The following is a 21,903-nucleotide window of genomic DNA, read 5'->3' on the forward strand; positions in this document are numbered from 1 at the left end:
GCTCGGTCCTTTCGGATAGTCGGCTCACGGAACATCAGCAGTGGGTCAGGAAATGTGTCAGCACCTCGGTGCCGAACTTCAGCGCATCGATGGGTACCCGCTCATCGACACCGTGGAACAACGAGGTGAAATCCAGATCGGGCGGCAACCGCAGCGGGCTGAAGCCGAAGCAGCGAATCCCCATGCGCGCGAATGCTTTTGCGTCGGTGCCGCCGGACAGCATGTAAGGCACTATGCGGCCGTCGGGATCGACGGCCAGCACCGCGGTGTTCATGGCATCGACCAGATCGCCGTCGAAGCTGGTCTCATACGACGGCAGGTCCCGGATCCACTCGCGGGTGACCTCGGGGCCGATCAACTCGTCCACCTCGGCTTCGAAAGCCGCCTGCCGGCCGGGTAGTACCCGGCAGTCCACCACCGCCTCCGCGGTCGCGGGGACGACGTTGGCCTTGTATCCGGCCTTGAGCATGGTGGGGTTCGCGGTGTCGTGCAGCACCGCCTTGAGCATGCGGGCCATCGGGCCGAGCTTATCGATGGCCCCATCCAGGTCCGGCGAATCGGTGTCGAAGCTCAGGCCGGTCTCCTCGCTGACGGCGGCCAGAAACTCGGCCACGGTGTCGGTGCACACCAGCGGAAACTGGTGACGGCCCAGCCGGGCGACCGCTTCCGCGACGGCGGTGACCGCGTTCTGGTCGTGCACCATCGAGCCGTGCCCGGCGCGGCCGCGCGCCGTCAGGCGCATCCATTGGATGCCCTTCTCGGCGGTCTCGATCAGATACAGGCGGCGGTCGCCGCCGTCGCGGCCCGGCACGGTCAAGGAGAAGCCGCCGACTTCTCCGATCGCCTCCGTGATGCCGTCGAACAGATCGGGCCGGTTGTCGACCAACCACTGCGCGCCGTATTTGCCGCCGTGCTCCTCGTCGGCCACGAAGGCGAACACCAACTCCCGCGCCGGCACGATGCCGGCGCGCCGCAAATGGCGGGCGACCACGATCATCATGCCGACCATGTCTTTCATATCGACCGCGCCGCGGCCCCACACATAGCCGTCTTCGATCGCGCCGGAAAACGGGTGCACGCTCCAATCGGCAGGTTCGGCCGGCACCACGTCCAGATGCCCGTGGATGAGCAACGCTCCCCGGGAACCGACTTGACCCTTGGGGCCGGCCAGCCGGGCGAACACGTTGCCGCGCCCGGGCGCACCGGATTCCACATATTCCGGCTGGTAGCCGACCTCGGCGAGTTGCTCGGCCACCCAGTGAGCGCACTCGGCCTCGCCTTTGGTGGTTTCCGGGTCCCCGGTGTTGGTGGTATCGAATCGGATCAACCTGCTGACAACCTCGGCAACGTCATCGCCCGCACCTGTCACAGTCACCTTTCCTACCACTGTCGGCCACTCCCGGTCGCCTCTGAGGTGGTCGGTCCATCCTGATCCACCGGTGTCCCGCGAGCCCGGTTGGGCTGACGCGAGCCGATCGGATAGCCTTAGCTGCCAACCCATGCGAGTGGTTTTGTCCGAGTGGCGGAATGGCAGACGCGCTAGCTTGAGGTGCTAGTGCCCTACTAATGGGCGTGGGGGTTCAAGTCCCCCCTCGGACACAAATTGTTAGCTACATAGATAGAAAATTTGCTGTAACTCGTCTGAAGTGGATTTTTGTGTTTGCTCATGCCGATTGGCGATAGTGGTTCACCGACACATGACCACGGATTTGGTCACCGCTCGTCCCACTGCCAAAGCCCTACCCGCGTCTACCGCCTGCCGGTTCGGGCGTCGAAGATATTTCCCAGGCTCCACGTACCGTCCTCGAATGTGAAGACCTCATATGGCCCCGTAGCCAGCGGTAACAACAACTACTCTGCGTCTCAACGCTTTCGCACAACCCACCCGCCGCGATGCCAGCGAACGCCGCGTACTCACCACCCATCAGGGGCGGCATGTTCTGGATACGACCGGCGTCCGGGTTGGTCGGCGCACTGCGGTCGACGCAGGCCCGAGTCACGCGCCACTCGTGAATCCCGGGATCGTAAGCATTGCCCTGAACTGCGGGTTTGTTGAATGAATGTCACGTTCCCGCCAAAATCTGAAAGATGTCAGCCATGACCAGCACACCAGCGATGGAGATTCGACGCGCCGCGCCGCGGTCATTTGTGCACGTCTCAGACCTACCTGGCAGCAATGAAGCCGCCCGTAAAGCGGCGTCGCGCGCCGTGCAGAGCGGAGACTTGGTCCGCATACGGCGTGGACTCTATTTCAAGGTGCCCGGAGCCAGCCGCTACGGACCGGTCAAGCCCCGCGTCGAAGCGGTCGTCCGGGAGATCTTTCGTGCACCCAACTCCGGCTTTGGCCCCGCGGGCTATTCCGCGGCGCGCAGTCAAGGGCTCACGACCCAGGTGCCCGCCAAGTTCGAAGCGTCGGCGTTGCGCAAGGCCGACCCCCCTGTTCCTGGTGTCGTGCTGCACGTGCGCAGCAATCCGGCCAGGGCGGCACTCAACGAGAAGGAGATCGCCGTCCTGGAGGTTCTCCGTTCGCCCGAGCACTTCGTCGACGGTGGCATGACGACCCTTGCCCGCAAGGTCAACGAACTGACCACAGCCAAAGCGGTGCGACTGCGCGCCCTCGGCAAGGCGGTGGCCGGAGAAATGCGGGAATTCATGCGTCGCTGAACGCTTGTGATCCGTTCTACAGGTACGACTTCACGGTGTCGGACAGCCCGCCGTCCGACGAGCCGTCGGAGCACGAACCTGGTCTAGTCGCGGTGTACGCCGTGCGGCAGGACTCGGTCTGGATCACGTTCAAGATCATCGCTCTGTCGCTAGAAGCCTTGCGGGAGAGGCCGATCAAAGGTCAGTTCACGATCGCGATCCCCGCTGAGGACGACGAGCTTCGTCAGCAATTCGAGCGATTTGTCGACTACGGTGCGCCGATCCGCATGCCCTCGGGCACAGTGAGCGGTTCCCTTGATTTGCCCGGCGGCCTCGGTGGTGATCTCGGTGCCGCCAGCCTGGCGGTGCTGTCGCCGCCGGACGCCCTCGCCGACCACGACGAGCCAGCCGAGTTGCTACTTGCCATCATCGCGCCCGATTCCGACTCCGTGATTGCATGCACCACAATCCGACGAACGGACCTCACCGTCGGCCAGGCCGGAGTACGGAGTGTCTTCGTTGAGAAGTCCGGGATTTTCACCCTCGAGATGCGTATGAAGTCCGGCAATCTCGAGGGTGAGATGACCCTGCACACCGAATACGACTTGTCGGGTCACCGGCCGGCAGAATTCGTCGACGGGCTGAAAGTCCTGGCTGGGTGGAAGTCTCCGAACCGACTTGCATTCGGCGTTCCGTACGGTCCACCGAACTTCGGTGTGGTGGCAACTCTGCAGACCGACCGAGACCGAGACGCGAGCAAATGGGCAGCCGTCTGCGAGAATCTCGCGACGATCCAGGAGCACGTCTCGGTGCTGCTGAAGATGCCCAAAGAGATGGACTTCGATCAGGCCATGCGCATCCGCGAGGTCGCCAAGCTGGTCTCCGGCGAGTCCGTCACCGGCAAGCTCTCCGGCGACTTCACGGTCAAACACCAGCCCGACGCGCCGCCGGTCGAGCGCGAGATGGACAAGGTCTACGAGTTCATCACCATCAAGTCCACCAAATTGACGCTCGGCGACGACACGCTCACTGTCGGAAAAGAGGCACTCTTCTTCCGCGGACGGTTCGTCCGGATCGAAGACAGCGAATCTGAACTAGAGCCTCTCACCGAAGCGATCGGCGTGTCCTACGACGGCGAGCTCGAGCCGGGACAGGTGATGATGCGCCCCATTCCCGACGTGGACGAGGCCGCTGGGGAGGTCGAGCAGTGAGAACCGCCTGATAGAAAACCTGCTCCGAGCCTCGGTTGGCGCGGGTTTCTATATTTGCTGGTGCCGGTTGGCATCGCCTTGATGTTCTAGTTCTGCCCTACGTCGGGATCTCACACCGGCATCCGGCCACAAGAGATTCATCTCGCCAGGCGGTCGTCCGCAATTCCGCACTCAGTAGTGACACGTACAAATCACGGTTCAGTGAGTGTACAGTTCACGGTGTGGAGGTATCCGTGACCGAGTTGCGCGCGCACCTCAGCGATTGGCTCGATCGAGCTCGGGCCGGTGCTGAGGTCGTCATCACCGACCGCGGGATTCCGGTCGCGCGACTCGCTGCGCTGGACAGCGCTGGCACCTTGGAGCGCCTCACGGCCGAAGGCGTGATTGGCAAGGCCACCGCTCAGCGGCCCGTCGCTGCGGGACGGTCCGGACCCCGACCGCGGCGGCCGGTGTCTGACCGTGTCAGCGACCAGCGGCGCTGACCGGTGCCGCTCGTCTACTTCGACGCCAGCGCCTTCGTCAAACTTCTCACCACCGAGACAGGGAGCTCGCTGGCGTCCGCGCTATGGGACGGCTGCGACGCCGCATTGTCCAGCCGCCTGGCCTACCCCGAAGTCCGCGCCGCACTCGCCGCAGCAGCCCGCAATCACGACCTAACCGAATCCGAGCTCGCCGAAGCCGAGCGTGACTGGGAGGACTTCTGGGCCGCCACCCGCCCAGTCGAACTCACCGCGACGGTTGAACAGCACGCCGGCCGCCTCGCCCGAGCCCATGCCTTGCGCGGAGCCGACGCTGTTCATCTGGCCAGCGCGTTGGCTGTCGGTGAACCCGGCCTGATCGTCGCCGTGTGGGACCGACGCCTGCACACCGGAGCCCAAGCCGCCGGGTGTCGAGTCGCCCCCGCCCAACTCGACCCCTAGCCCCACCGCTCGATATCAGAGTGGGGGACGACGATCAGGTACCGATTCGCCAGGTCAGGACCCGTGTCGCAGGTGGCCAAGTCCCCCCTCGGACGCAGTGTGACGAGTCGCATTCGACCGCATCCCAGCGACGAGCACCGCAGGCCGCTCTCAGCGGGTGTTTTCGTCACCGCCACGGTCGGCGGACACCGTCGATTCCTCGGTTGCCTCGGATTCGGCGTCGTCGAACGACTCGTTGGCGCCGGACTCGTCATCCGGGTAGTCGACGGCCGGCTCGTCTTCGGGGTGTGCGGCGGGCTCTTCGTCGGCTTCGTCCTGGTCTTGGCTGCCCGCGTCCCGGTGCTGACGTTCCCTGATGGCGTCGACGATCAGCAGTATCACGCCCAGCACGCTGGCGCCGATGCACACCCACGCCACCAGCACGTTGCTGGTGACCACGGCGAACACCAGCGCAACGAGCCCAATCAGGGCCAAAACCAGGGCAATGATCAGCATGGGTCATCCTTCAGCCGGCGAGCAGCAACTAAACGTACCAAGCTCGCAGCACCGGCCTTGCAGCCCGGCGAGTGCGGCCCGTGTCGAGCTAGTTGTTACCCCGGTTGAATTGGTCGAAACCGCCGGCATCGGCGCTGGAATCGACCGGTGCCGCCGAGCCACGCTGACCGAGTTCCTCGAGCTGGGATTCCAGGTAGGTCTTGAGACGGGTGCGGTACTCGCGCTCGAACGTGCGCAGCTGCTCAAGCCTGCCTTCCAGAACGGTGCGCTGCTGATTGATCGTCCCCATGATCTCGGAATGCTTGCGTTCGGCGTCGGCCTGCAGGGCGTCGGCCTTCTCCTGGGCCTGCCGCAGCTGGGCCTCGGATCGGGCCTGGGCATCCGCAAGCATCGCGTCGGCGCGCTGCCGGGCGTCGGCGACGGTGGTCTCGGCGGTGTGCCGGGCCTCGCTGACGATCTGCTCGGCGTTGGCGCGGGCATCGGCCAGCATCTTGTCCGACTCCGCCTTGGCGGTGGCGGTGAGGCGGTCGGCGGTGTCCTGAGCCAGGCTCAGCACCCGGGCCGCCTTGAGGGCCTGCTCCTCGTTGGTTCCCGACGGAGCCGGCCTGACCGGCTCGGGTTCGGGCTCGTAGACCGGCATCGCCTGGGTGGGCGCGGCGGTCACGCCGGTACCGGCGCCGCCGGCGGCCAGCTCCGCGTCCAGCTCGGCGATCCGCTGGCGCAGGTCGGAATTCTCTTCGATGAGCCGGGTCAGTTCGTTTTCCACCAGGTCAAGGAAGGCGTCAACCTCATCTTCGTTGTACCCGCGCTTGCCGATAGGCGGCTTACTGAACGCCACATTGTGGACGTCGGCAGGTGTAAGCGGCATTGTTTGTCCCCTCGAGTTCCTGGACGGTCAAACGATCTGGAAAGTGTAGAACGGAGCGGTAGCCGTCGTGCAACTACCGTCCATCCTGTCACACCAGACTCGGCGGTTGCCGATTGGACTAATAAATAAGGGCCAATTTCAATCTCTGAGGCAAATAAATCACATTTCTTAGATTTGAAAATCCCGCGCCCAAACTTGTCGCCGAATCGTGGCCGAACCGTCGCCCAACTATTCCCGGGCAATGTCTGCACGGCTCAGGCCGCGGCGCCGAACGCCAGCTGCATCCCGATGAACGCCACCAGCAGCAGCACCATGATGGACAGGTCGAAGCGCACCGCGCCGATGGTGAGTTGCGGGATCAGCCGGCGCAGCAGCTTCACCGGTGGATCCGTGATCGACATGATGATCTCGAGGATCACCACCGTCAACCCGGTCGGGCGCCAGTCGCGGCTGAACGAGCGGATGAACTCGACGACGACCCGCGCGATCAACAGCAGCCAGAAGATGAACAGCGCAAACCCAAGGATCTGAAAAAACAGCACCAACGAGAGCCCGACCTTACGACGAGGATGTAGAGGATGTGAATGTGCCGTCCGTGAGGCCGGCATGCGCAAGCCTACCGACTCGGCCGACGGACACACATGTGGTGCGAATCGCCGGCGGCCGGGCCGGGCCGCAACCAGCCCGGCGGGCTCAGCTGCCACCCGCCGGGCCGTGCATCGTCAGATGCGGTTATTGGTAAGCGTAGAAACCGGTTTCGGCGATCCGGCGACGCTCCTCCGGGGTCACGTCGACGTCCGCGGGCGACAGCAGGAACACCTTCGTGGCGACCTTGTCGAACGAGCCGCGCAACGCGAAGGCCAAACCGGCGGCGAAGTCGACGAGCCGTTTGGCGTCGGCGTTGTCCATCGACACCAGGTCCATGATGACGGGCGTGCCGTCGCGGAACCGCTCGCCGATAGTGCGCGCCTCACCGTAGTCCTTCGGCCGCAGCGTGGTGATCTTGGACAGCGGGTGGCCTTCCTCGAACATCATCGCCATCCGGCGCGGGTCCATCGCCAGCGCGCCGCGAGTGGAGTTGCGCAACCATGAGCCGAAACGCGGCCGTGCCATGTCGGGGCGGTCGAACTCGCGGGGCGGGAATCGCGGTTCGTCGGGATACCCGCCGCGATAGCTACTGGGCGGCGGATAGTCGGCCGGCTCGCCGCGCAAGTCGCCACGCAGATCGCGGCGGAGGTCCCGAGGGTCCCGGGGGTCCTCGTAGTCGCGTCCTTCATAACGGCCGTAATCGTCTTCGAATCGGGGCCGGGAATAACCGCGTGAGGGAGCGCGGTCGTCGTAATACTCGTCGTCGTATTCCTCCATCGGAGCCATACCGAAGTAGGCCTTGACCTTGTGCAGTGTGCTCATCGATTGACCCCTTCTAGCCCTGGGTTACCTGTTGTCTGTGATGAAGGTGTGACTACAGTGACTATTCACGGTGACCGTAACCGCCGCGGACCCAATAGCGCGGTACCGACACGCACACACGTCGAACCATGTTTGACGGCAGTTTCGAAATCAGCGGACATGCCGGCGGACAGCCCGACCGCCCCGGGAAACGACTCGCGCACCCTGTTGTGCTCGGATTGCAGCCGGTCAAACGCCTCGTCCGGATCCCAGTCCAGGGGTGGGATGCCCATCAAACCGACCAGTTCCAGGCCCGGCGCATCGTCGACTTGCGCACAGATCTGATCCACCGCTCCGGGCGCGGTGATGTCCACACCGCCTCGTGATACGTCGCCGTCGAGGCTGACCTGAACGTAAACCCGCAACGGACGGTCGCGACGGCGTTCGGCCAGCGCCCCGGTGACCGCGCGATCCAACGCCGTCACCAACCGCGGGCTGTCGACCGAATGGGCGGTATGCGCCCACCGCGCCAGCGAACGCACTTTGTTGCGCTGGATTCGCCCCACCATGTGCCAGTGGATACCGCCAAGCCCGGCCCTCGGTGGCGCCGCCAACAGCCGAGCCACTTCGGCCGCCTTGGCCGCAGCTTCCTGTTCGCGGGATTCGCCAACGGCGCGGCAACCCAATCGGCACAAAATCACAACATCGGTTGCTGGAAAGAATTTGGTAATTGGCAGAAGTTCAATTTCGCCGACATTACGACCGGCCGCCTCGGCCGCGGCCGCGAGCCGGGACCGCACCGCGGCCAACGCGTGCGTCAATTCCGATTGACGGTCTGATTGCTCCGGAAGATCCACCACCATCGCTGTCATTCCATCCACACCACAGACGCCAGCCGCCCGGTGGGGGCGCCGCGCCGATGGCTGAACAAGGTCGGGTCTGCGACCGTGCACCGGGGGTCGACATCGATTGAGGTAATGCCCAAACCTCTTAGCTGGCAAGCGATTCCGGCGCGAAGATCGAGTGCGGGCGTTCCGGCCGACGTGGTGGTGCGGCTGCCGGGCAACGTCGCCTCGACCTCGTCGGCCATGCCGGCGGGCACTTCGTAATTGCGGCCACTGGCCGCCGGGCCCAGTAGCGCCGAAATGTCGCCGGCCCGCGCGCCCCGATCCAGCATCGCCTCGACCGCGCGGGCCACCACCCCGTGCTGTGCACCGACCCGGCCGGCATGAACCGCCGCGATGACACCGGCACGCGCATCCGCCAGCAATACCGGCACGCAATCGGCCGTCAGCACCGCCAGCGCCAGTCCACGGGTCCCGGTCACCAATCCGTCGGTTCCCGCTCTGCCGCCGACGGCGGCGCTCTGCGGCTCGTCGACCACCGCGATCCGGTCACCATGGACCTGGTTCATCCACACCACCCGCTCGGCGGGCAGCCCGATGGCGGCGGCCAGCCGGGCCCGGTTGGCAGCCACGGCGGCCGGGTCGTCGCCGACATGGTCGCCGAGGTTGAAGGTGTCGAATGGCGGCCTGGACACACCGCCCGCCCGGGTGGTGGTCACCCGGCGGATGCGAACGCTCACCCTCCCAGTATCCGAAGCCCGATGCTCGCCAGGTTGCACCAATGTCGCGCCGCGGCCGGTTTGTCGCGCACTGGCAAGCAAATCGAGACCCTCAGCGGCGCATGAAGGGTGGCACATCGACGTCGTCGTCATCGCCGCCGATGCTCAGGGTCGCCCCGTTGGTGTGCAGTGGCACGCTGACGGCGTCGACCGGCTCGAACAGCGTGGAGGTGAGCTTGCCGGCCCTGGCCGACTCGATGCGGTGCGCGCCGCCCGTCTCGGCCACCCCAGCAGGCTTGCGGCTGGCCCCGCCGGCCTCGAAGCCCGCCGCGATCACCGTCACCCGCACCTCGTCGCCGAGTGAGTCGTCGATGACCGTGCCGAAGATGATGTTGGCGTCGGGGTGAGCGGCGTCCTGCACCAGCGAGGCGGCCTCGTTGATCTCGAACAGGCCCAGGTCGCTGCCGCCGGCGATCGACATCAGCACCCCCTGCGCGCCCTCCATCGAGGCTTCCAGCAGCGGCGAGTTGATGGCAATCTCGGCGGCCTTCAGTGACCGGCCGTCACCGCGGGCCGAGCCGATGCCCATCAGCGCGGTGCCGGCGCCGGACATGATGCCCTTGACGTCGGCGAAGTCGACATTGATCAGACCCGGCGTGGTGATCAGGTCGGTGATGCCCTGCACACCGTTGAGCAGCACCTCGTCGGCGCTGCGGAAGGCGTCCATCAGCGATACCGCGGCATCGCCCATCTGCAACAGCCGGTCGTTGGGAATCACGATGAGGGTGTCGCAGCTCTCCCGCAGTGCCGAGATGCCGTTTTCGGCCTGGTTGCTGCGCCGCTTGCCCTCGAAGGAGAACGGCCGGGTGACGACGCCGACGGTCAACGCCCCCAGTTTGCGGGCAATGCTGGCGACGACGGGCGCTCCACCGGTTCCGGTGCCGCCGCCCTCACCCGCGGTGACAAACACCATGTCGGCTCCGCGGAGCAACTCCTCGATCTCGTCCTTGGCGTCCTCGGCGGCCTTGCGTCCCACCTCCGGGTCGGCGCCGGCGCCCAGCCCGCGGGTCGAGTCCCGGCCCACGTCGAGCTTGACGTCGGCATCGCTCATCAACAAAGCCTGCGCGTCGGTGTTGATCGCGATGAACTCCACGCCCTTGAGTCCCTGCTCGATCATCCGGTTGACGGCGTTGACGCCGCCGCCGCCGATGCCCACGACTTTGATGACGGCCAGGTAGTTATGCGGGGGGGTCATCATTCGTCTTCCTCCCTGAAGGGAAACTTGGTTCCTCCTGCGGTGTGTCTGCTTGCAAAACTCTCAACCTCAACCATAGATTTAGAGTTATGTCAAGTACTTCCGCGTAACCAGAACCGTATGGGTACGACGGGTGCTAACCGTGCAGGCGCGCCGACGCGCCACCCGCAAATTTTTTGTGGGCCGGCTGCTGCGCCTTACGTCATTTCACGGTCGGCAGGTCCGGGCTGGACACGTCGTAGGTCCGCCCGGGCTGGGTCAACAACGCCGCCAGTTTCTCGGCCTTCTCCTCGGCGCGGTCGGTGGTCCCCCAGATCACCACGCGCCCGTCGGCCAGCGTGAGGGTGATCGAGGACACCGAGGGCGCCGCGATCCGGCCCACCTGGCCTGCGACCTCGGGACGCAGCGCGGTCAACACCTGCAACGCGGCCAAGGTGGCGGGATCCGTCGGGCCCGGATTGTCCACGTCGATATACGGCAGCGCCGGTGGCGGCGGACCGGTCGCGAAATCCACGCCGTCGCGGTCGAACAGGTGCGGCCCGTCGGGAAAGTCCTTGACCACCAACGGGATCCGCTCCACGATGGTGATCCGCAGCGCCGACGGGTACTGCCGCTGCACCCGGGCGCTGGCCACCCGCCGGATCGCCGCCACCCGGTCGGCGACCTGACTGGTGTTGATCTGCAGCAACGGCGTCCCGGGACGCACCTGGGCGGCGTCGAGAACCTCCTCGCGGGTCACCGTGCCGACCCCGACCACGACGATGTTGCGGGCCGACATCGCGGGCGTGAAATACAGGATCAGCGCCAGCCCTACCCCGACGACGAGTAACACCACGGTGGCCAGCAGCATCTTCAATCCCTGAACAACCCCGCGCGCAACGGGTTTGGGCTCTTTGACGACGTGGCCGCGGGCTCGTCGTTTGGCCTCGCGCCTGGCTTGCTCGATGGCGATGGCACGAGCCTGGGCGGCACGGCGCTCGGCACGTTCGCGCCGGGCACGTCGGCGCGGGCCCTCGAATTCGTCTTCGGCCGCCGACTTCTGGGCGCCCGGCGCCTCGGACGCCTCGGTGGTGAGTGGCTCGGTGACCGCTTCGGCACCGACGTCTGCCGCGTCGCCGGCGACCACGTCGACCGGGCTGCCTTCGTCGGGTTGGGTCACTGCAGAACCCCCGGCCGGCCGGGCGCGCCGCGATTGGCCTGCACCCGCAGCGCGGACACGATCTCCGGACCCAGCAGGGTCACGTCTCCGGCACCCATGGTGACGATGACGTCACCCGGGCCCGCCGCGGCGGCAACCTCGCCGGCCACCGCCGAGAAATCCCGAAGGTAGCGCACCGGTACGCTCACGTGCTCGGCGACGCTGGCCCCGCTGACGCCGGCGAGCGGTTGTTCGCGGGCGCCGTAGACATCGAGCACGAATACCGCGTCGGCGGCGCTGAGGGCGCGACCGAACTCGGCGGCGAAAGCCTTGGTGCGCGAGTACAAATGCGGCTGAAAAACGACCAGGAGCCGACCGGCCCCCCCGTGCTGGACCACCGAGCGCACCGCAGCCAGCGTGGCGCCGATCTCGGTCGGGTGGTGGGCATAATCGTCGAAAACGCGTATCGATCCCACCGTGCCGACCAGCTCGAATCGACGGCGCACTCCCTCGAAACCGGCCAGGCCGTCGAGCACCTCGTCGATCGCGGCGTCCACTTCGATCGCCGCCAGCAGCGCACCCAGCGCATTGAGCGCCATGTGGCGTCCGGGCACCGAGAGCCGCATCACCCGCGGGTGCCGCTCGCCGGCCAACCGGATATGCGCCACGGCTTCGGTGCCGCGCTGTTCCCAGGACAGCAATGTCGCGGCCAACGGCGCACCGGCGGTTTCGGCCGACCCGTAGCGCAACACCCGGATTCCCAGCTCGGCGGAGCGTCCGGCCAGGGCGGCCGCGCCGGGATCGTCGGTGCACACCACCAGCGCACCTCCGGGCGCCAGCCGCTCCACGAAGGAGTCGAACACCCCGACATAAGCCTCGGTGCTGCCGTAGAAGTCCAGGTGATCGGACTCGATGTTGGTGACCACCACGACGTCGGGGGTGTACTCCAACAGCGAACCGTCGCTTTCGTCGGCTTCGGCGACAAAGCAGTCCCCACTGCCGTGATGGGCATTGGTGCCGGCCTCGCCCAGTTCACCGCCCACGGCGAACGACGGGTCGCGCCCGCAGTGCTGCAGCGCGACGATCAGCATCGACGTCGTGGTGGTCTTGCCGTGCGTTCCGGTGACCATCAGCGTGGTGCGGCCGGCCATCAGCTTGGCCAGCACGACCGGTCGCAGCAGTACCGGGATGCCGCGGCGCCGGGCTTCGACCAGTTCCGGATTGGTCTTGGGGATGGCGGCACGGGTGGTGATGACGGCGGTGACGCCGCCGGGCAGCAGGTCCAGCGACGCCGCGTCGTGCCCGATCCGGATCAGCGCGCCGCGCGCCCGCAGCGCGTGCAGGCCGCGTGACTCCTTGGCGTCCGAGCCCGAGACCAGGCCGCCGCGGTCGAGCAGGATGCGGGCGATGCCCGACATGCCGGCTCCGCCGATGCCGACCATGTGGACCCGCCGCAGTTCGGGAGGCAACTGCTCGGTGTTCACTTGGCTCTCCTGGAGGCTCTCCTGGAAGCTCTGCCGGACCGGGCCCACCGCGCGGTTTCCAGCGCCGCCTGCGCCACCTGCCGGGCCGCGTCACGGTGTCCCACCTGCGCGGCGGCGGCAGTCATCGCCGCCAGCCGGGGCGGATCGGTGAGCAGCCCGGCGACTTCGCGAGCCACCAGGGCCGGGGTGAGGTCGGCGTCGGCGACCACCATCCCGCCGCCGGCGTTGACCACCGGCAGCGCATTGAGCCGCTGCTCGCCGTTGCCGATCGGCAGCGGCACATAGATGGCCGGCAGCCCCACGGCCGACACCTCGGCGACCGTCATCGCCCCGGATCGGCAGATCACCAGGTCGGCGGCGGCGTAGGCCAGATCCATCCGGTCCAGATAGGGCACCGCGACGTACGGCGGGTCAGCGGCATCGGGGGTGCGTAGCTCCACGACGTTCTTGGGCCCGTGGGCATGCAAGACGGAAACACCCGCGGCGGCCAGGTCGGCGGCGGCCGCGGACACCGCCCGGTTGAGCGAGACAGCACCCTGCGAACCGCCGAACACCAGCAGCACCCGGGCGTCGTCGGCGAAGCCGAAGTGCGCCCGGGCCTCGGCGCGCAGCGCCGCACGGTCCAGGGCGGTGATGGCCTGCCTGACCGGAACCCCGACCACCTCGGCGTTGCGCAGCCCGCAATCGGGCACCGCCGCCAACACCCGGTCGGCGGTGCGGGCACCCACCCGGTTGGCCAACCCGGCCCTGGCATTGGCCTCGTGGATCACCACCGGGATGCGGCGACTGCGCCTGAGTATGCCGGGGAAACCCCGCGCGGCCAGGTAGGCAGGCAGCGCGACATACCCGCCGAAACCGACCACGACGTCGGCGTCGATCGCGTCGAGCACCGCCCGGGTCTCGGCGACGGCACGCCACACCCGCGGCGGCAGCCGGGCGAGGTCGCCACTGGGTTTGCGCGGCAACGGCACCGGGGTGATCAGCTCCAGGTGATAGCCGCGGGCGGGCACCAACGTCGTCTCCAGCCCGCGCAGGGTGCCCAGCGCGGTGATCCGGGCATCGGGCTCCAGGGCGCTGAGCGCATCGGCGACGGCCATCGCGGGCTCCACATGGCCGGCGGTGCCGCCGCCGGCGAGCACGATCGACAGCGATGGACCGTAGTCGGTCACCTTCTGCCCACCGGCCGGCTCCCTGACCGAGTCGTTCACCCGTAACGCTGACCTTCCAATGCCCGAACCCGCCCTGCCTGACGCTGGCCGGCGTACCGCTGACCCGCTCTATGATGCTCCCCCGCAACCGGCTGGTGCCCCCGCCCCGGCGCGCGCGCGGTACCCGCGGACCGGCGAACCGGCCGATCGGCCCGGCGCGGCAACGCCGGTCGCGCGGGCTCCCCGGGTTTGCGGGCAGCCTTGACCGCCTTTCGGGCGGCCGGCTGTTTGGCCGCCTGTTTGGGCGGTTGCTGGTGTGCGCGCTTGCGGTCGCGAAACGCCTCGAGGCGGGTCGGCGCGTAAGGCTTGGGTAGCGGCAGCCGCAGCAGTCGGTTCACTGTATCGTCGCGACCCGCGCGCAGCGCGGCCACCGCCTCGGGTTCATGCCGCGCCGCGTTGGCGATGACGCCGATCATCGACAAGGTGGTGGCCGTGGAGGTGCCACCGGCCGAGATCAGCGGCAACTGCAGCCCGGTGACCGGCAGCAGCCCGATCACGTAACCGATGTTGATGAACGCCTGTCCCAGCACCCACAACGTGACGGTGGCGGTCAACAGCCGCAGAAACGGGTCGGCCGACCGGCGAGCGATCCGCATCCCGGTATAGGCAAACAGCCCGAACAATCCCAGCAGCCCGAGCGCGCCGATGAAGCCGAGTTCCTCCCCGATGATCGCGAAAATGAAGTCGTTGTGAGCGTTGGGCAGATAGTTCCACTTGGCCACACCCTGGCCCAGGCCGTCGCCGAAAATTCCCCCGTGAGCCAGCGCGAACTTGGCCTGCCGGGCCTGGTAGCCCGAGTCCATCGGGTCGTTGTCGGGATCGAGCCAAGACCGCACCCGGTCGGACCGGTAACCCGCGGTCATCGCCAGGATCGCCGCGGAGATGACGACCGCTGCCAGTGAACTGGCGAAAACGCGCAGCGGCAACCCCGCGTACCACAGCAGCCCGAGCAGGATGATGCCCATCGACACCGTCTGTCCCAGGTCGGGCTGCGCCACGATCAACGCCAGTGCCACGACCGCGGCCGGCACCAGCGGAATCAGCATTTCCCGCAGCGACGCCCGCTCCATCCGCCGGGCCGCCAGCAGATGCGCACCCCAGACCGCGAACGCCATCTTGGTCAGCTCCGACGGCTGCATGGAAAAGCCCGCCACCACGAACCAGCCGCGGGAACCGTTGGCTTCCTTGCCGATTCCCGGAATCAGCACCAGCACCAACAACACGATGGTGAACGCGAAGGCGGAGAACGCGATGCGGCGCAGGAACTGCACCGACATGCGTAGCCCGACGTAGCAGCCGATGAGACCGACGACGGTCCACAACACCTGCTTGCCGAAGATCACCCATGCCGACCCGTCGTCGTCATAGGACCGCACGCCGGAGGCCGAGAGCACCATGATCAGGCCGAGCGTGGTGAGCAGCGCGGCGACGGCGATGATCAGGTGAAACGAGGTCATGGGCCGGCCCAGCCAGACGCCGAACCGGGTGCGCGGGCCGGCCTCCTCGGGCTTGGCCCGCGACTTCTCGCCGGTCTGCCGACCCGGCTGCTCGTCGGGCGAAGCCGTAGCGTCGAGCTGCTGGTCAGCCTGGGCCGTTTCCTCCTGCTCGGCCGGCCCGTCGGCCGTGGCACTGTCGGTGGTGTCGGCCCTGTCGGCACTGTCGGCATTATTGGCGGCCTTGCCCCGGCGCATCAGCCGGGTGAATGCGCTGCGCACGCCGCCTACCGGACCGCGGCGCGTACCGCGGCCGCGAACGCGTCGCCCCGGTCGGCGTAACCGTTGAACTGGTCAAACGATGCACCGGCCGGTGCCAGCAGCACCGTGTCACCGGGTTTGGCCATCTTTTTGGCCGCGGCCACCGCGGCGGTCATCACCTGCGCGCCGAGCGGTTCGACGGAATCGTCAACTTTTGTCACATCAGTATCAGAAGCCACAGCCATATCAGCATCCTCGCCTGTCACAACCTGGACGACGGGAACATCCGGCGCGTGTCGTGATAACGCCTCGGCAACCGCCGCCCGGTCTCGGCCGAAGAGCACCGCTCCGACCAGCCTCGATGCCATGATCGCCACCTCGGCATCCACGGATGCGCCCTTGAGCAGCCCACCGGCAAGCCAGACCACCCGCGGGTAGGCCAGCACCGACGCCTGCGCGGCGTGTGGGTTGGTGGCCTTGGAGTCGTCGACGTAGGTGACGCCGTCGACGACCGCGACCACTTCCGAGCGGTGGCGCCCGACCTGAAACGACGCGACCGCGTCAGCGATCGCCTCGGCCGACGCCCCGACAGAGCGGGCCAACGCGGCCGCGGCCAGCGCGTCGAGCACGCCGACCGGGCCCGGGACCGGGATGACGCCGACCGGCAGCAGCGGCAGATCGGCGGCGAAGGCGCGGTCAACCAGGTAGCCGCCGCACACGCCCAGCTCCCCCGCCGCGGGCTCACCGAGCCGGAAACCGGCCCGCACCTGCGCCGGCGAGGTGTCCAGCAGCGCCGTCGCCCGGGGATCATCCAGCCCGACCACCGCCACCCGGCCGGTCAGCACCCGAGCCTTGGCCTCGGTGTAGGCGGCCATGGTGCCATGCCAATCCAGGTGGTCTTCGGCGATGTTGAGCACCACGCCGGCCTCCGGCCGCAGCGACGGCGCCCAGTACAGCTGAAAACTCGACAACTCGACGGCCAGCACATCGGCCGGCTGGTCGAGCACCTCCAGCACGGGGCTGCCGATGTTTCCGCACAGCACGCTGCGGCGGCCGGCCGCGATGAGCATGGCGTGCAGCATCGAGGTCGTGGTGGTCTTGCCGTTGGTGCCGGTCACCACCAGCCAGCGGCGCGGCGGCCCGTAGTGGCCCGCCACGTCCAGCCGCCAGGCCAGCTCCACGTCACCCCAGATCGGAACGTCCGCGGCGGCGGCCGCGGCCAGCACCGGCGTCGTCGGCTGGAACCCGGGGCTGGTGACCACCAACGCATACTCGGCGATCTGCGATACCGCCACCGACGGCTCCACGGTCGCCACACCGTCGTCGGCATAAGGCTGCAGCATGACCGGATCGTCGTCACACACCGTGGGCGTCGCACCGAAGCGGGTCAGCGCCGCCAGCACGGCGCGGCCGGTCACCCGGCCACCGGCGATCAGCACCGCGGCGCCCGGCACCAGGGGGTCAAGCACGTCAGGCACCGATCGCGGCCAGATATTCACCGTAGAACAAGGCCACACCCAGTCCACAGCTGATGGCGGTGAGCAGCCAGAAACGGATGATCACCGTGGTTTCGGCCCAGCCGACCAACTCGAAATGGTGGTGGAAGGGCGCCATCCGGAACACCCGGCGCCCGGTCGTACGGAACGTCAGAATCTGTAGCACCACCGAGGTGATCTCGGCGACGAACAGCGAGCCCAGCACCACCGCCAGCAACTCGGTGCGGCTGGTGATCGACAGCCCGGCGATCACACCGCCCAATGCCAAGGAGCCGGTGTCGCCCATGAAGATCTTCGCGGGTGCGGCGTTCCACCACAAAAAGCCGATGCAGGCGCCGGCGGTCGCGGCGGCGATGAGCGCCAGATCAAGCGGGTCCCGCACGTTGTAGCAGCCCAGCCCGGGCGCGGTGACGCACGCGTTGCGGTATTGCCAGAAGGTGATCAGCACGTAGGCGCCGGTGACCATCGCCATGCAGCCGGCGGCCAGCCCGTCCAGGCCGTCGGTGAAGTTGACCGCGTTCGACCAGGCGCTGACCACGACCACGCAAAACAGCACGAACAGTGCCGGAGCCAGCGTGACCGTGGCGATCTCACGTACGTAGGACAGCTGCGCGCTGCCCGGCGTGATGCCGGCCGGATTGCGGAACTGCAGCACCAGCACGGCGAACAGCACGGCGGAGGTGATTTGCCCGACGGTCTTGGCGGTCTTGTTCAGCCCGAGGTTGCGTGACCTGCGGATCTTGATCATGTCGTCGAGGAATCCGACCCCGCCCAGCGCGGTGGCCAGGCCGAGCACCAGCAAACCCGACGCGGAGATGCCCTCGCCGTCGAACGCAAGGCCGGCGAGGTGGGTGCCGAAGTAGCCCGCCCACATGCCGGCCAGAATCGCCACACCGCCCATCGACGGCGTGCCGCGTTTGCTGTGGTGGCTGGGTGGGCCGTCGTCGCGGGTGTGGTGACCGAAGCCCTGTTTGGTGAACAGCCGGATCAGCGCCGGGGTGAGCAGGATGGAAACCGCCAGCGCGATGGCGACGGCGATCAGGATCTGTCTCATGGGCGTGCGCTCCCGCGGTTGTCGGCGCCCCCAGCTGGGTCGTCCGAGACCAGCGCGTCGGCCAGCGCTCCCAAGCGTGCCGAGTTCGACGCCTTGACCAGGATCACATCCCCGGGTTGGACTTCGGCGCGCAACAGTGCCAGCGCGGCGTCGGCGTCGGCGACGTTGACGGCCCCTCTGTCAGCCCCAGCTCCCCACGCCCCTTCCAGGACCGCACCGTGGTGCATGGCGCTCAGCGACCTCCCGGTTCCCACGACGACGAGTCGAGACACATCTAAACGCACCGCGAGCCGGCCGACGCGGTCATGCTCGGCTATGGCGTCCGCGCCGAGTTCAGCCATCTCCCCCAAAACCGCCCAACTGCGCCTGTTGACGGGTTCGGACCCGGCGCCGGAGCCGCCGTGGGCGATCCAGGCCAGTGCCTGCAGACCGGCCCGCATGGAGTCGGGGTTGGCGTTGTAGGCGTCGTCGATGACCGTCACCCCGTCGGTGCGGGTGGTTACCTGCATCCGATGCCGCGACACCGGACCGGCGCCGCCAAGCGCGGTTGCCACCTGATCAAGGGTGGCACCGCATTCCAGCGCGACGGCGGCCGCGCACAAGGCATTGCTGACCTGATGGTCGCCGTAGACGCCCAGTCGGACTTCGGCCTGGGTGGCGCCGGCGTGCACGGTGAACTGCGGCCTGGCCAGCTCGTCCAGCGACACCGGCCCGGCCCAGACATCGCCAGCGCTGCCGCGGCTGACCCGCACCACCCGGGCCGCGGTCACCTCGGCCATCGCCGCCACGGCCGGGTCGTCGGCATTGAGGACGACCACCCCGGATTGTGGAACAGCCTGCGGCAGTTCCGATTTCGTTCGCGCTATGGCCTCGCGGGAGCCGAACTCGCCCAGGTGTGCGGTGCCGACGTTGAGCACCACCCCGACGGCCGGGGTCGCGATCTCGGCCAGCGCGGCGATGTTGCCGGGGTGGCGGGCCGACATCTCCAGAATCAGGTAGTCGGTGTCGCGGCCGGCGCGCAGCACGGTCCAGGGATGACCCAGCTCGTTGTTGAAGGATCCGGGCGGGGCAACCACCACACCCAGCGGCTGCAGCACCGCGGCCACCAGATCCTTGGTCGACGTCTTGCCCGACGAACCGGTGATCCCGATGATGGTCAGCCCGTCCGCGACCAGTTCCGCGGCTACCGCCTTGGCCAGTTTCGCCAGCGCGGCCAGGACGGCCGCGCCCGACCCGTCGGCGTCGTGCTCGAGCACTCCGGCCAGCGCGCCCTCGGCCGGGGACCGCTCCGGCGCCACCACGATGGCCGGAACACCGACCGGCCGGGCGGCCAGCACGGCAACCGCCCCGGCCGCTGCCGCCGACGCCGCATAGTCGTGTCCGTCGACATGCGCGCCCGGCAGCGCCAGAAACAATCCGCCGGGGCCGACCGCGCGCGAGTCGAACTCGACGGTCCCGGTGACGCGGCGTTGTGCGGCGTCCTGCGGCGAGATATCGGCCAGCGTGCCGCCGACGATGTCGGCGATCTGAGCCACGGTCAGGTCGATCATGGGCGTGTCCGCCCGGGTCCAGGCAGCCCGCCGGTCTCGCGAGCGGTCAACGCCTCGGCCAGTTCCACCCGGTCGTCGAACGGGCGGACCTCCCCGGCGCCGCGCTGGCCGGTTTCATGGCCCTTGCCGGCGACCACGACCACGTCCCCGGGGTGCGCCCAGCCGACCGCGTGCCGGATCGCGCCGCGTCGGTCGGCGACCTCGACCACTTCCGCGGTGCCACCAACCGCCGCCGCGCCGGCAAGGATCTCCCGGCGGATCGCCGCGGGATCCTCGCCGCGCGGGTTGTCGTCGGTGACGACGACCAGGTCGGCCAGCTCCGCGGCGACGGCACCCATCGGGGCGCGCTTTCCCGGGTCACGCTCGCCACCGGCGCCGAACACCACCGCCAGCCGGCGGTCCGGGCTCGCCAGCGTGGTCAACACCGCCCGCAAAGCCCCCGGCTTGTGCGCGTAGTCGACGAGTGCCAGGAAATCCTGACCGCGGTCCACCTGTTCCAGGCGTCCGGGGACCCGGGCCTGCCGCAGTCCCGGCGCAGCCTGTTCCGGCGAAACCCCGATACTGTCCAAAATCGCCAGTGCGAGAAGGCAATTAGCGATGTTGTAGCCGCCCGGCAAGCCGATGCGCACCCGGTGCTGGACGCCGGCCGGGTCAACGGCGGTGAATTCCTGTCCGGCCGCTCCCATCGGCACCACGTCGACGGCGCACCAGTGCGCGGCCCGATCCCGCGCACTCACGGTGATCGCGGTCCCGGCTCGCTCGGCCATCGCGCGCCCGGCGTCGTCATCGACGCACACCACGGCGGTGCCGGCGCGCAGCGCCGAGGCCGGGTCGAACAGCAGCGCCTTGGCCTCGAAGTAGTCCTCCATGGTGGGGTGAAAGTCCAGATGGTCACGCGACAAGTTGGTGAAGCCGCCGACGGCGAATCGGGTGCCGTCCACCCGGCCCAGAGCCAGCGCGTGACTGGACACCTCCATGACCACGGTGTCCACGCCGCGTTCGGACATCTCCGCAAGCACGGCCTGTAAGGCGGGCGCCTCCGGTGTGGTCAGCGCACTCGGGATGTCGGCGCCGTCGATGCGGATGCCGATAGTGCCGATCAGCCCGGCGACCCGGCCGCCGGCCCGTAAACCGGCCTCCACCAGATAGGTGGTGGTGGTTTTGCCCGACGTTCCGGTGATGCCGATGACCGTGAGCCGCTCGGACGGGCGGCCGTACACGGTGGCGGCCAGCTCCCCGAGCACGCTGCGCGGTGCCGGATGCACTAAGACCGGCACTTTCGCCGCGTGGGCACCCATGGCGGCGAGCCCGTCGGCGTCGGTGAGCACCGCGACCGCCCCACGCTCGATGGCATCGCCGGCATGGCGGGCGCCGTGTGTGGTCGAGCCAGACAGGGCCGCGAACAGGTCACCCGGCTGGACGTCCTGGGCACGCAGCGTCACGCCGGTGACGTGCACATCCGGGAAGGTTTCGGGGTAATCCGCGCTGGTGTCTGGTACAGCTCCGGTCTGCGCCGCCAGTACAGCCAGTTTGACCCCCGCGACGGTACGAGGGCGTAACCCGTTGGGCATCGACTCCGCCATTGGCACCACCTCCGTCCGACCGCAGATGTTGAGAGATCGCCATGGTCGGCGTTGACACCCTACCTAGACGCGCCCGCCCACCCTGTGCAGCCGCGCCTGCATCGGACGACCGCAGCCGCCCGGCTCGCGTCGATCTGCGGTGATGCCAGGTCAGTGCCGCCGCGGTTGCCGCGCCCGGGATCAGCCGTGCCCGGCGGACATCCCACAACCGTCGGATCCGGTACCAACCTGCCGACCTCCCATTGCGGACACCAACCCGCCGGGACCGCCTCGATCGGGCAAGTGCCGGCCGACGGGCCTTCGTATCGCGCGTGCCCGCCGAGCACGCGCTAGAGCAGCCCGCCGCGCCCG

At 68.1% G+C, this 21,903-nt stretch carries 19 protein-coding genes, 1 tRNA gene and 1 pseudogene; 5 read left to right on the forward strand and 16 right to left on the reverse strand.

Going from position 1 to position 21,903, the window contains the following annotated elements; translation table 11 throughout:
• Positions 1-34 precede the first annotated feature (34 nt).
• On the reverse strand, positions 35-1,387 hold the full coding sequence (locus tag B4U45_RS02495) for a M20/M25/M40 family metallo-hydrolase (protein ID WP_075549104.1): 1,353 nt from the start codon (positions 1,385-1,387) through the stop codon (positions 35-37).
• A 126-nt stretch (positions 1,388-1,513) separates the two neighbouring features.
• Between B4U45_RS02495 and B4U45_RS02500 the strand changes: the two genes are divergently transcribed.
• From B4U45_RS02500 to B4U45_RS02520, 5 genes and pseudogenes are all read left to right on the forward strand, one after another.
• Positions 1,514-1,599 (forward strand) — tRNA-Leu (locus tag B4U45_RS02500).
• Positions 1,600-2,097: 498 nt separating this feature from the next.
• The gene (locus B4U45_RS02505) at positions 2,098-2,664 is read left to right on the forward strand and encodes a DUF6088 family protein (RefSeq protein WP_131808355.1); all 567 of its coding nucleotides are present in this window, start codon (positions 2,098-2,100) and stop codon (positions 2,662-2,664) included.
• A gap of 35 nt (positions 2,665-2,699) precedes the next feature.
• Entirely contained in the window at positions 2,700-3,854 is a 1,155-nt protein-coding gene (locus B4U45_RS02510) for a hypothetical protein (RefSeq protein ID WP_083155604.1), read from the forward strand.
• Positions 3,855-4,030: 176 nt separating this feature from the next.
• A pseudogene (locus B4U45_RS02515) lies at positions 4,031-4,336 on the forward strand (type II toxin-antitoxin system Phd/YefM family antitoxin); the annotation flags it as partial.
• Positions 4,337-4,339: 3 nt separating this feature from the next.
• Entirely contained in the window at positions 4,340-4,774 is a 435-nt protein-coding gene (locus tag B4U45_RS02520; protein ID WP_075549101.1) for a type II toxin-antitoxin system VapC family toxin, read from the forward strand.
• Between the two features lie 150 nt (positions 4,775-4,924).
• On the opposite strand, the gene B4U45_RS02525 is transcribed toward B4U45_RS02520, so the two are convergent.
• The 15 genes from B4U45_RS02525 to B4U45_RS02595 form a co-directional block, all read right to left on the reverse strand.
• Positions 4,925-5,269, reverse strand: a complete 345-nt coding sequence (locus B4U45_RS02525) for a DUF308 domain-containing protein (RefSeq protein ID WP_075549100.1) — start codon at positions 5,267-5,269, stop codon at positions 4,925-4,927.
• An 88-nt stretch (positions 5,270-5,357) separates the two neighbouring features.
• Entirely contained in the window at positions 5,358-6,137 is a 780-nt protein-coding gene (gene wag31, locus B4U45_RS02530) for a DivIVA-like cell division protein Wag31 (RefSeq protein WP_075549099.1), read from the reverse strand.
• 254 nt (positions 6,138-6,391) lie between these two features.
• Entirely contained in the window at positions 6,392-6,682 is a 291-nt protein-coding gene (locus B4U45_RS02535; protein ID WP_023364806.1) for a YggT family protein, read from the reverse strand.
• Positions 6,683-6,869: 187 nt separating this feature from the next.
• On the reverse strand, positions 6,870-7,547 hold the full coding sequence (locus B4U45_RS02540) for a cell division protein SepF (RefSeq protein ID WP_075549098.1): 678 nt from the start codon (positions 7,545-7,547) through the stop codon (positions 6,870-6,872).
• A gap of 65 nt (positions 7,548-7,612) precedes the next feature.
• A complete protein-coding gene (locus B4U45_RS02545; protein WP_075549113.1) occupies positions 7,613-8,389 on the reverse strand; it encodes a YggS family pyridoxal phosphate-dependent enzyme in 777 nt (258 codons plus the stop codon).
• Positions 8,390-8,394: 5 nt separating this feature from the next.
• Positions 8,395-9,111, reverse strand: coding sequence for a peptidoglycan editing factor PgeF (gene pgeF, locus B4U45_RS02550; protein WP_183155014.1), 717 nt, complete (start codon positions 9,109-9,111; stop codon positions 8,395-8,397).
• A 91-nt stretch (positions 9,112-9,202) separates the two neighbouring features.
• Positions 9,203-10,345 carry a cell division protein FtsZ gene (gene ftsZ / locus B4U45_RS02555; protein WP_075549112.1) on the reverse strand — a complete coding sequence of 381 codons (1,143 nt, stop codon included), beginning with the start codon at positions 10,343-10,345 and terminating at the stop codon, positions 9,203-9,205.
• A gap of 202 nt (positions 10,346-10,547) precedes the next feature.
• Complete coding sequence (locus B4U45_RS02560) at positions 10,548-11,504, reverse strand: cell division protein FtsQ/DivIB (protein ID WP_075549096.1); 957 nt, start codon at positions 11,502-11,504, stop codon at positions 10,548-10,550.
• The gene (murC, locus tag B4U45_RS02565; protein ID WP_075549095.1) at positions 11,501-12,967 is read right to left on the reverse strand and encodes a UDP-N-acetylmuramate--L-alanine ligase; all 1,467 of its coding nucleotides are present in this window, start codon (positions 12,965-12,967) and stop codon (positions 11,501-11,503) included. Before murC ends, B4U45_RS02560 begins: the two co-directional genes overlap by 4 nt.
• The gene (murG, locus tag B4U45_RS02570; RefSeq protein WP_122526475.1) at positions 12,964-14,175 is read right to left on the reverse strand and encodes an undecaprenyldiphospho-muramoylpentapeptide beta-N-acetylglucosaminyltransferase; all 1,212 of its coding nucleotides are present in this window, start codon (positions 14,173-14,175) and stop codon (positions 12,964-12,966) included. The genes murC and murG overlap by 4 nt, the downstream gene beginning before the upstream one ends.
• Entirely contained in the window at positions 14,172-15,890 is a 1,719-nt protein-coding gene (gene ftsW, locus B4U45_RS02575) for a putative lipid II flippase FtsW (RefSeq protein WP_083155596.1), read from the reverse strand. Before ftsW ends, murG begins: the two co-directional genes overlap by 4 nt.
• Before the next feature lie 5 nt (positions 15,891-15,895).
• Positions 15,896-17,338, reverse strand: a complete 1,443-nt coding sequence (gene murD / locus B4U45_RS02580; protein WP_075549092.1) for a UDP-N-acetylmuramoyl-L-alanine--D-glutamate ligase — start codon at positions 17,336-17,338, stop codon at positions 15,896-15,898.
• A gap of 1 nt (position 17,339) precedes the next feature.
• Positions 17,340-18,419 (reverse strand): phospho-N-acetylmuramoyl-pentapeptide-transferase, encoded by a 1,080-nt coding sequence (mraY, locus tag B4U45_RS02585; protein WP_075549091.1) that lies wholly within the window; start codon positions 18,417-18,419, stop codon positions 17,340-17,342.
• Entirely contained in the window at positions 18,416-19,969 is a 1,554-nt protein-coding gene (locus B4U45_RS02590; protein WP_083155593.1) for a UDP-N-acetylmuramoyl-tripeptide--D-alanyl-D-alanine ligase, read from the reverse strand. The genes mraY and B4U45_RS02590 overlap by 4 nt, the downstream gene beginning before the upstream one ends.
• Positions 19,966-21,552, reverse strand: a complete 1,587-nt coding sequence (locus B4U45_RS02595; RefSeq protein WP_075549089.1) for a UDP-N-acetylmuramoyl-L-alanyl-D-glutamate--2,6-diaminopimelate ligase — start codon at positions 21,550-21,552, stop codon at positions 19,966-19,968. The genes B4U45_RS02590 and B4U45_RS02595 overlap by 4 nt, the downstream gene beginning before the upstream one ends.
• Between the last annotated feature and the right edge of the window lie 351 nt (positions 21,553-21,903).

Origin of the sequence: Mycobacterium persicum (assembly GCF_002086915.1) — a bacterium.
GTDB lineage: Bacteria > Actinomycetota > Actinomycetes > Mycobacteriales > Mycobacteriaceae > Mycobacterium > Mycobacterium persicum.

Coding starts and splice junctions, on each gene's coding strand:
- B4U45_RS02505 (WP_131808355.1), top strand. CDS start 2,098: ATGACCAGCACACCAGCGATGGAGATTCGACGCGCCGCGCCGCGGTCA.
- B4U45_RS02525 (WP_075549100.1), bottom strand. CDS start 5,269: ATGCTGATCATTGCCCTGGTTTTGGCCCTGATTGGGCTCGTTGCGCTG.
- wag31 (WP_075549099.1), bottom strand. CDS start 6,137: ATGCCGCTTACACCTGCCGACGTCCACAATGTGGCGTTCAGTAAGCCG.
- B4U45_RS02540 (WP_075549098.1), bottom strand. CDS start 7,547: ATGAGCACACTGCACAAGGTCAAGGCCTACTTCGGTATGGCTCCGATG.
- B4U45_RS02545 (WP_075549113.1), bottom strand. CDS start 8,389: ATGGTGGTGGATCTTCCGGAGCAATCAGACCGTCAATCGGAATTGACG.
- ftsZ (WP_075549112.1), bottom strand. CDS start 10,345: ATGACCCCCCCGCATAACTACCTGGCCGTCATCAAAGTCGTGGGCATC.
- mraY (WP_075549091.1), bottom strand. CDS start 18,419: ATGAGACAGATCCTGATCGCCGTCGCCATCGCGCTGGCGGTTTCCATC.
- B4U45_RS02590 (WP_083155593.1), bottom strand. CDS start 19,969: ATGATCGACCTGACCGTGGCTCAGATCGCCGACATCGTCGGCGGCACG.
- B4U45_RS02595 (WP_075549089.1), bottom strand. CDS start 21,552: ATGGCGGAGTCGATGCCCAACGGGTTACGCCCTCGTACCGTCGCGGGG.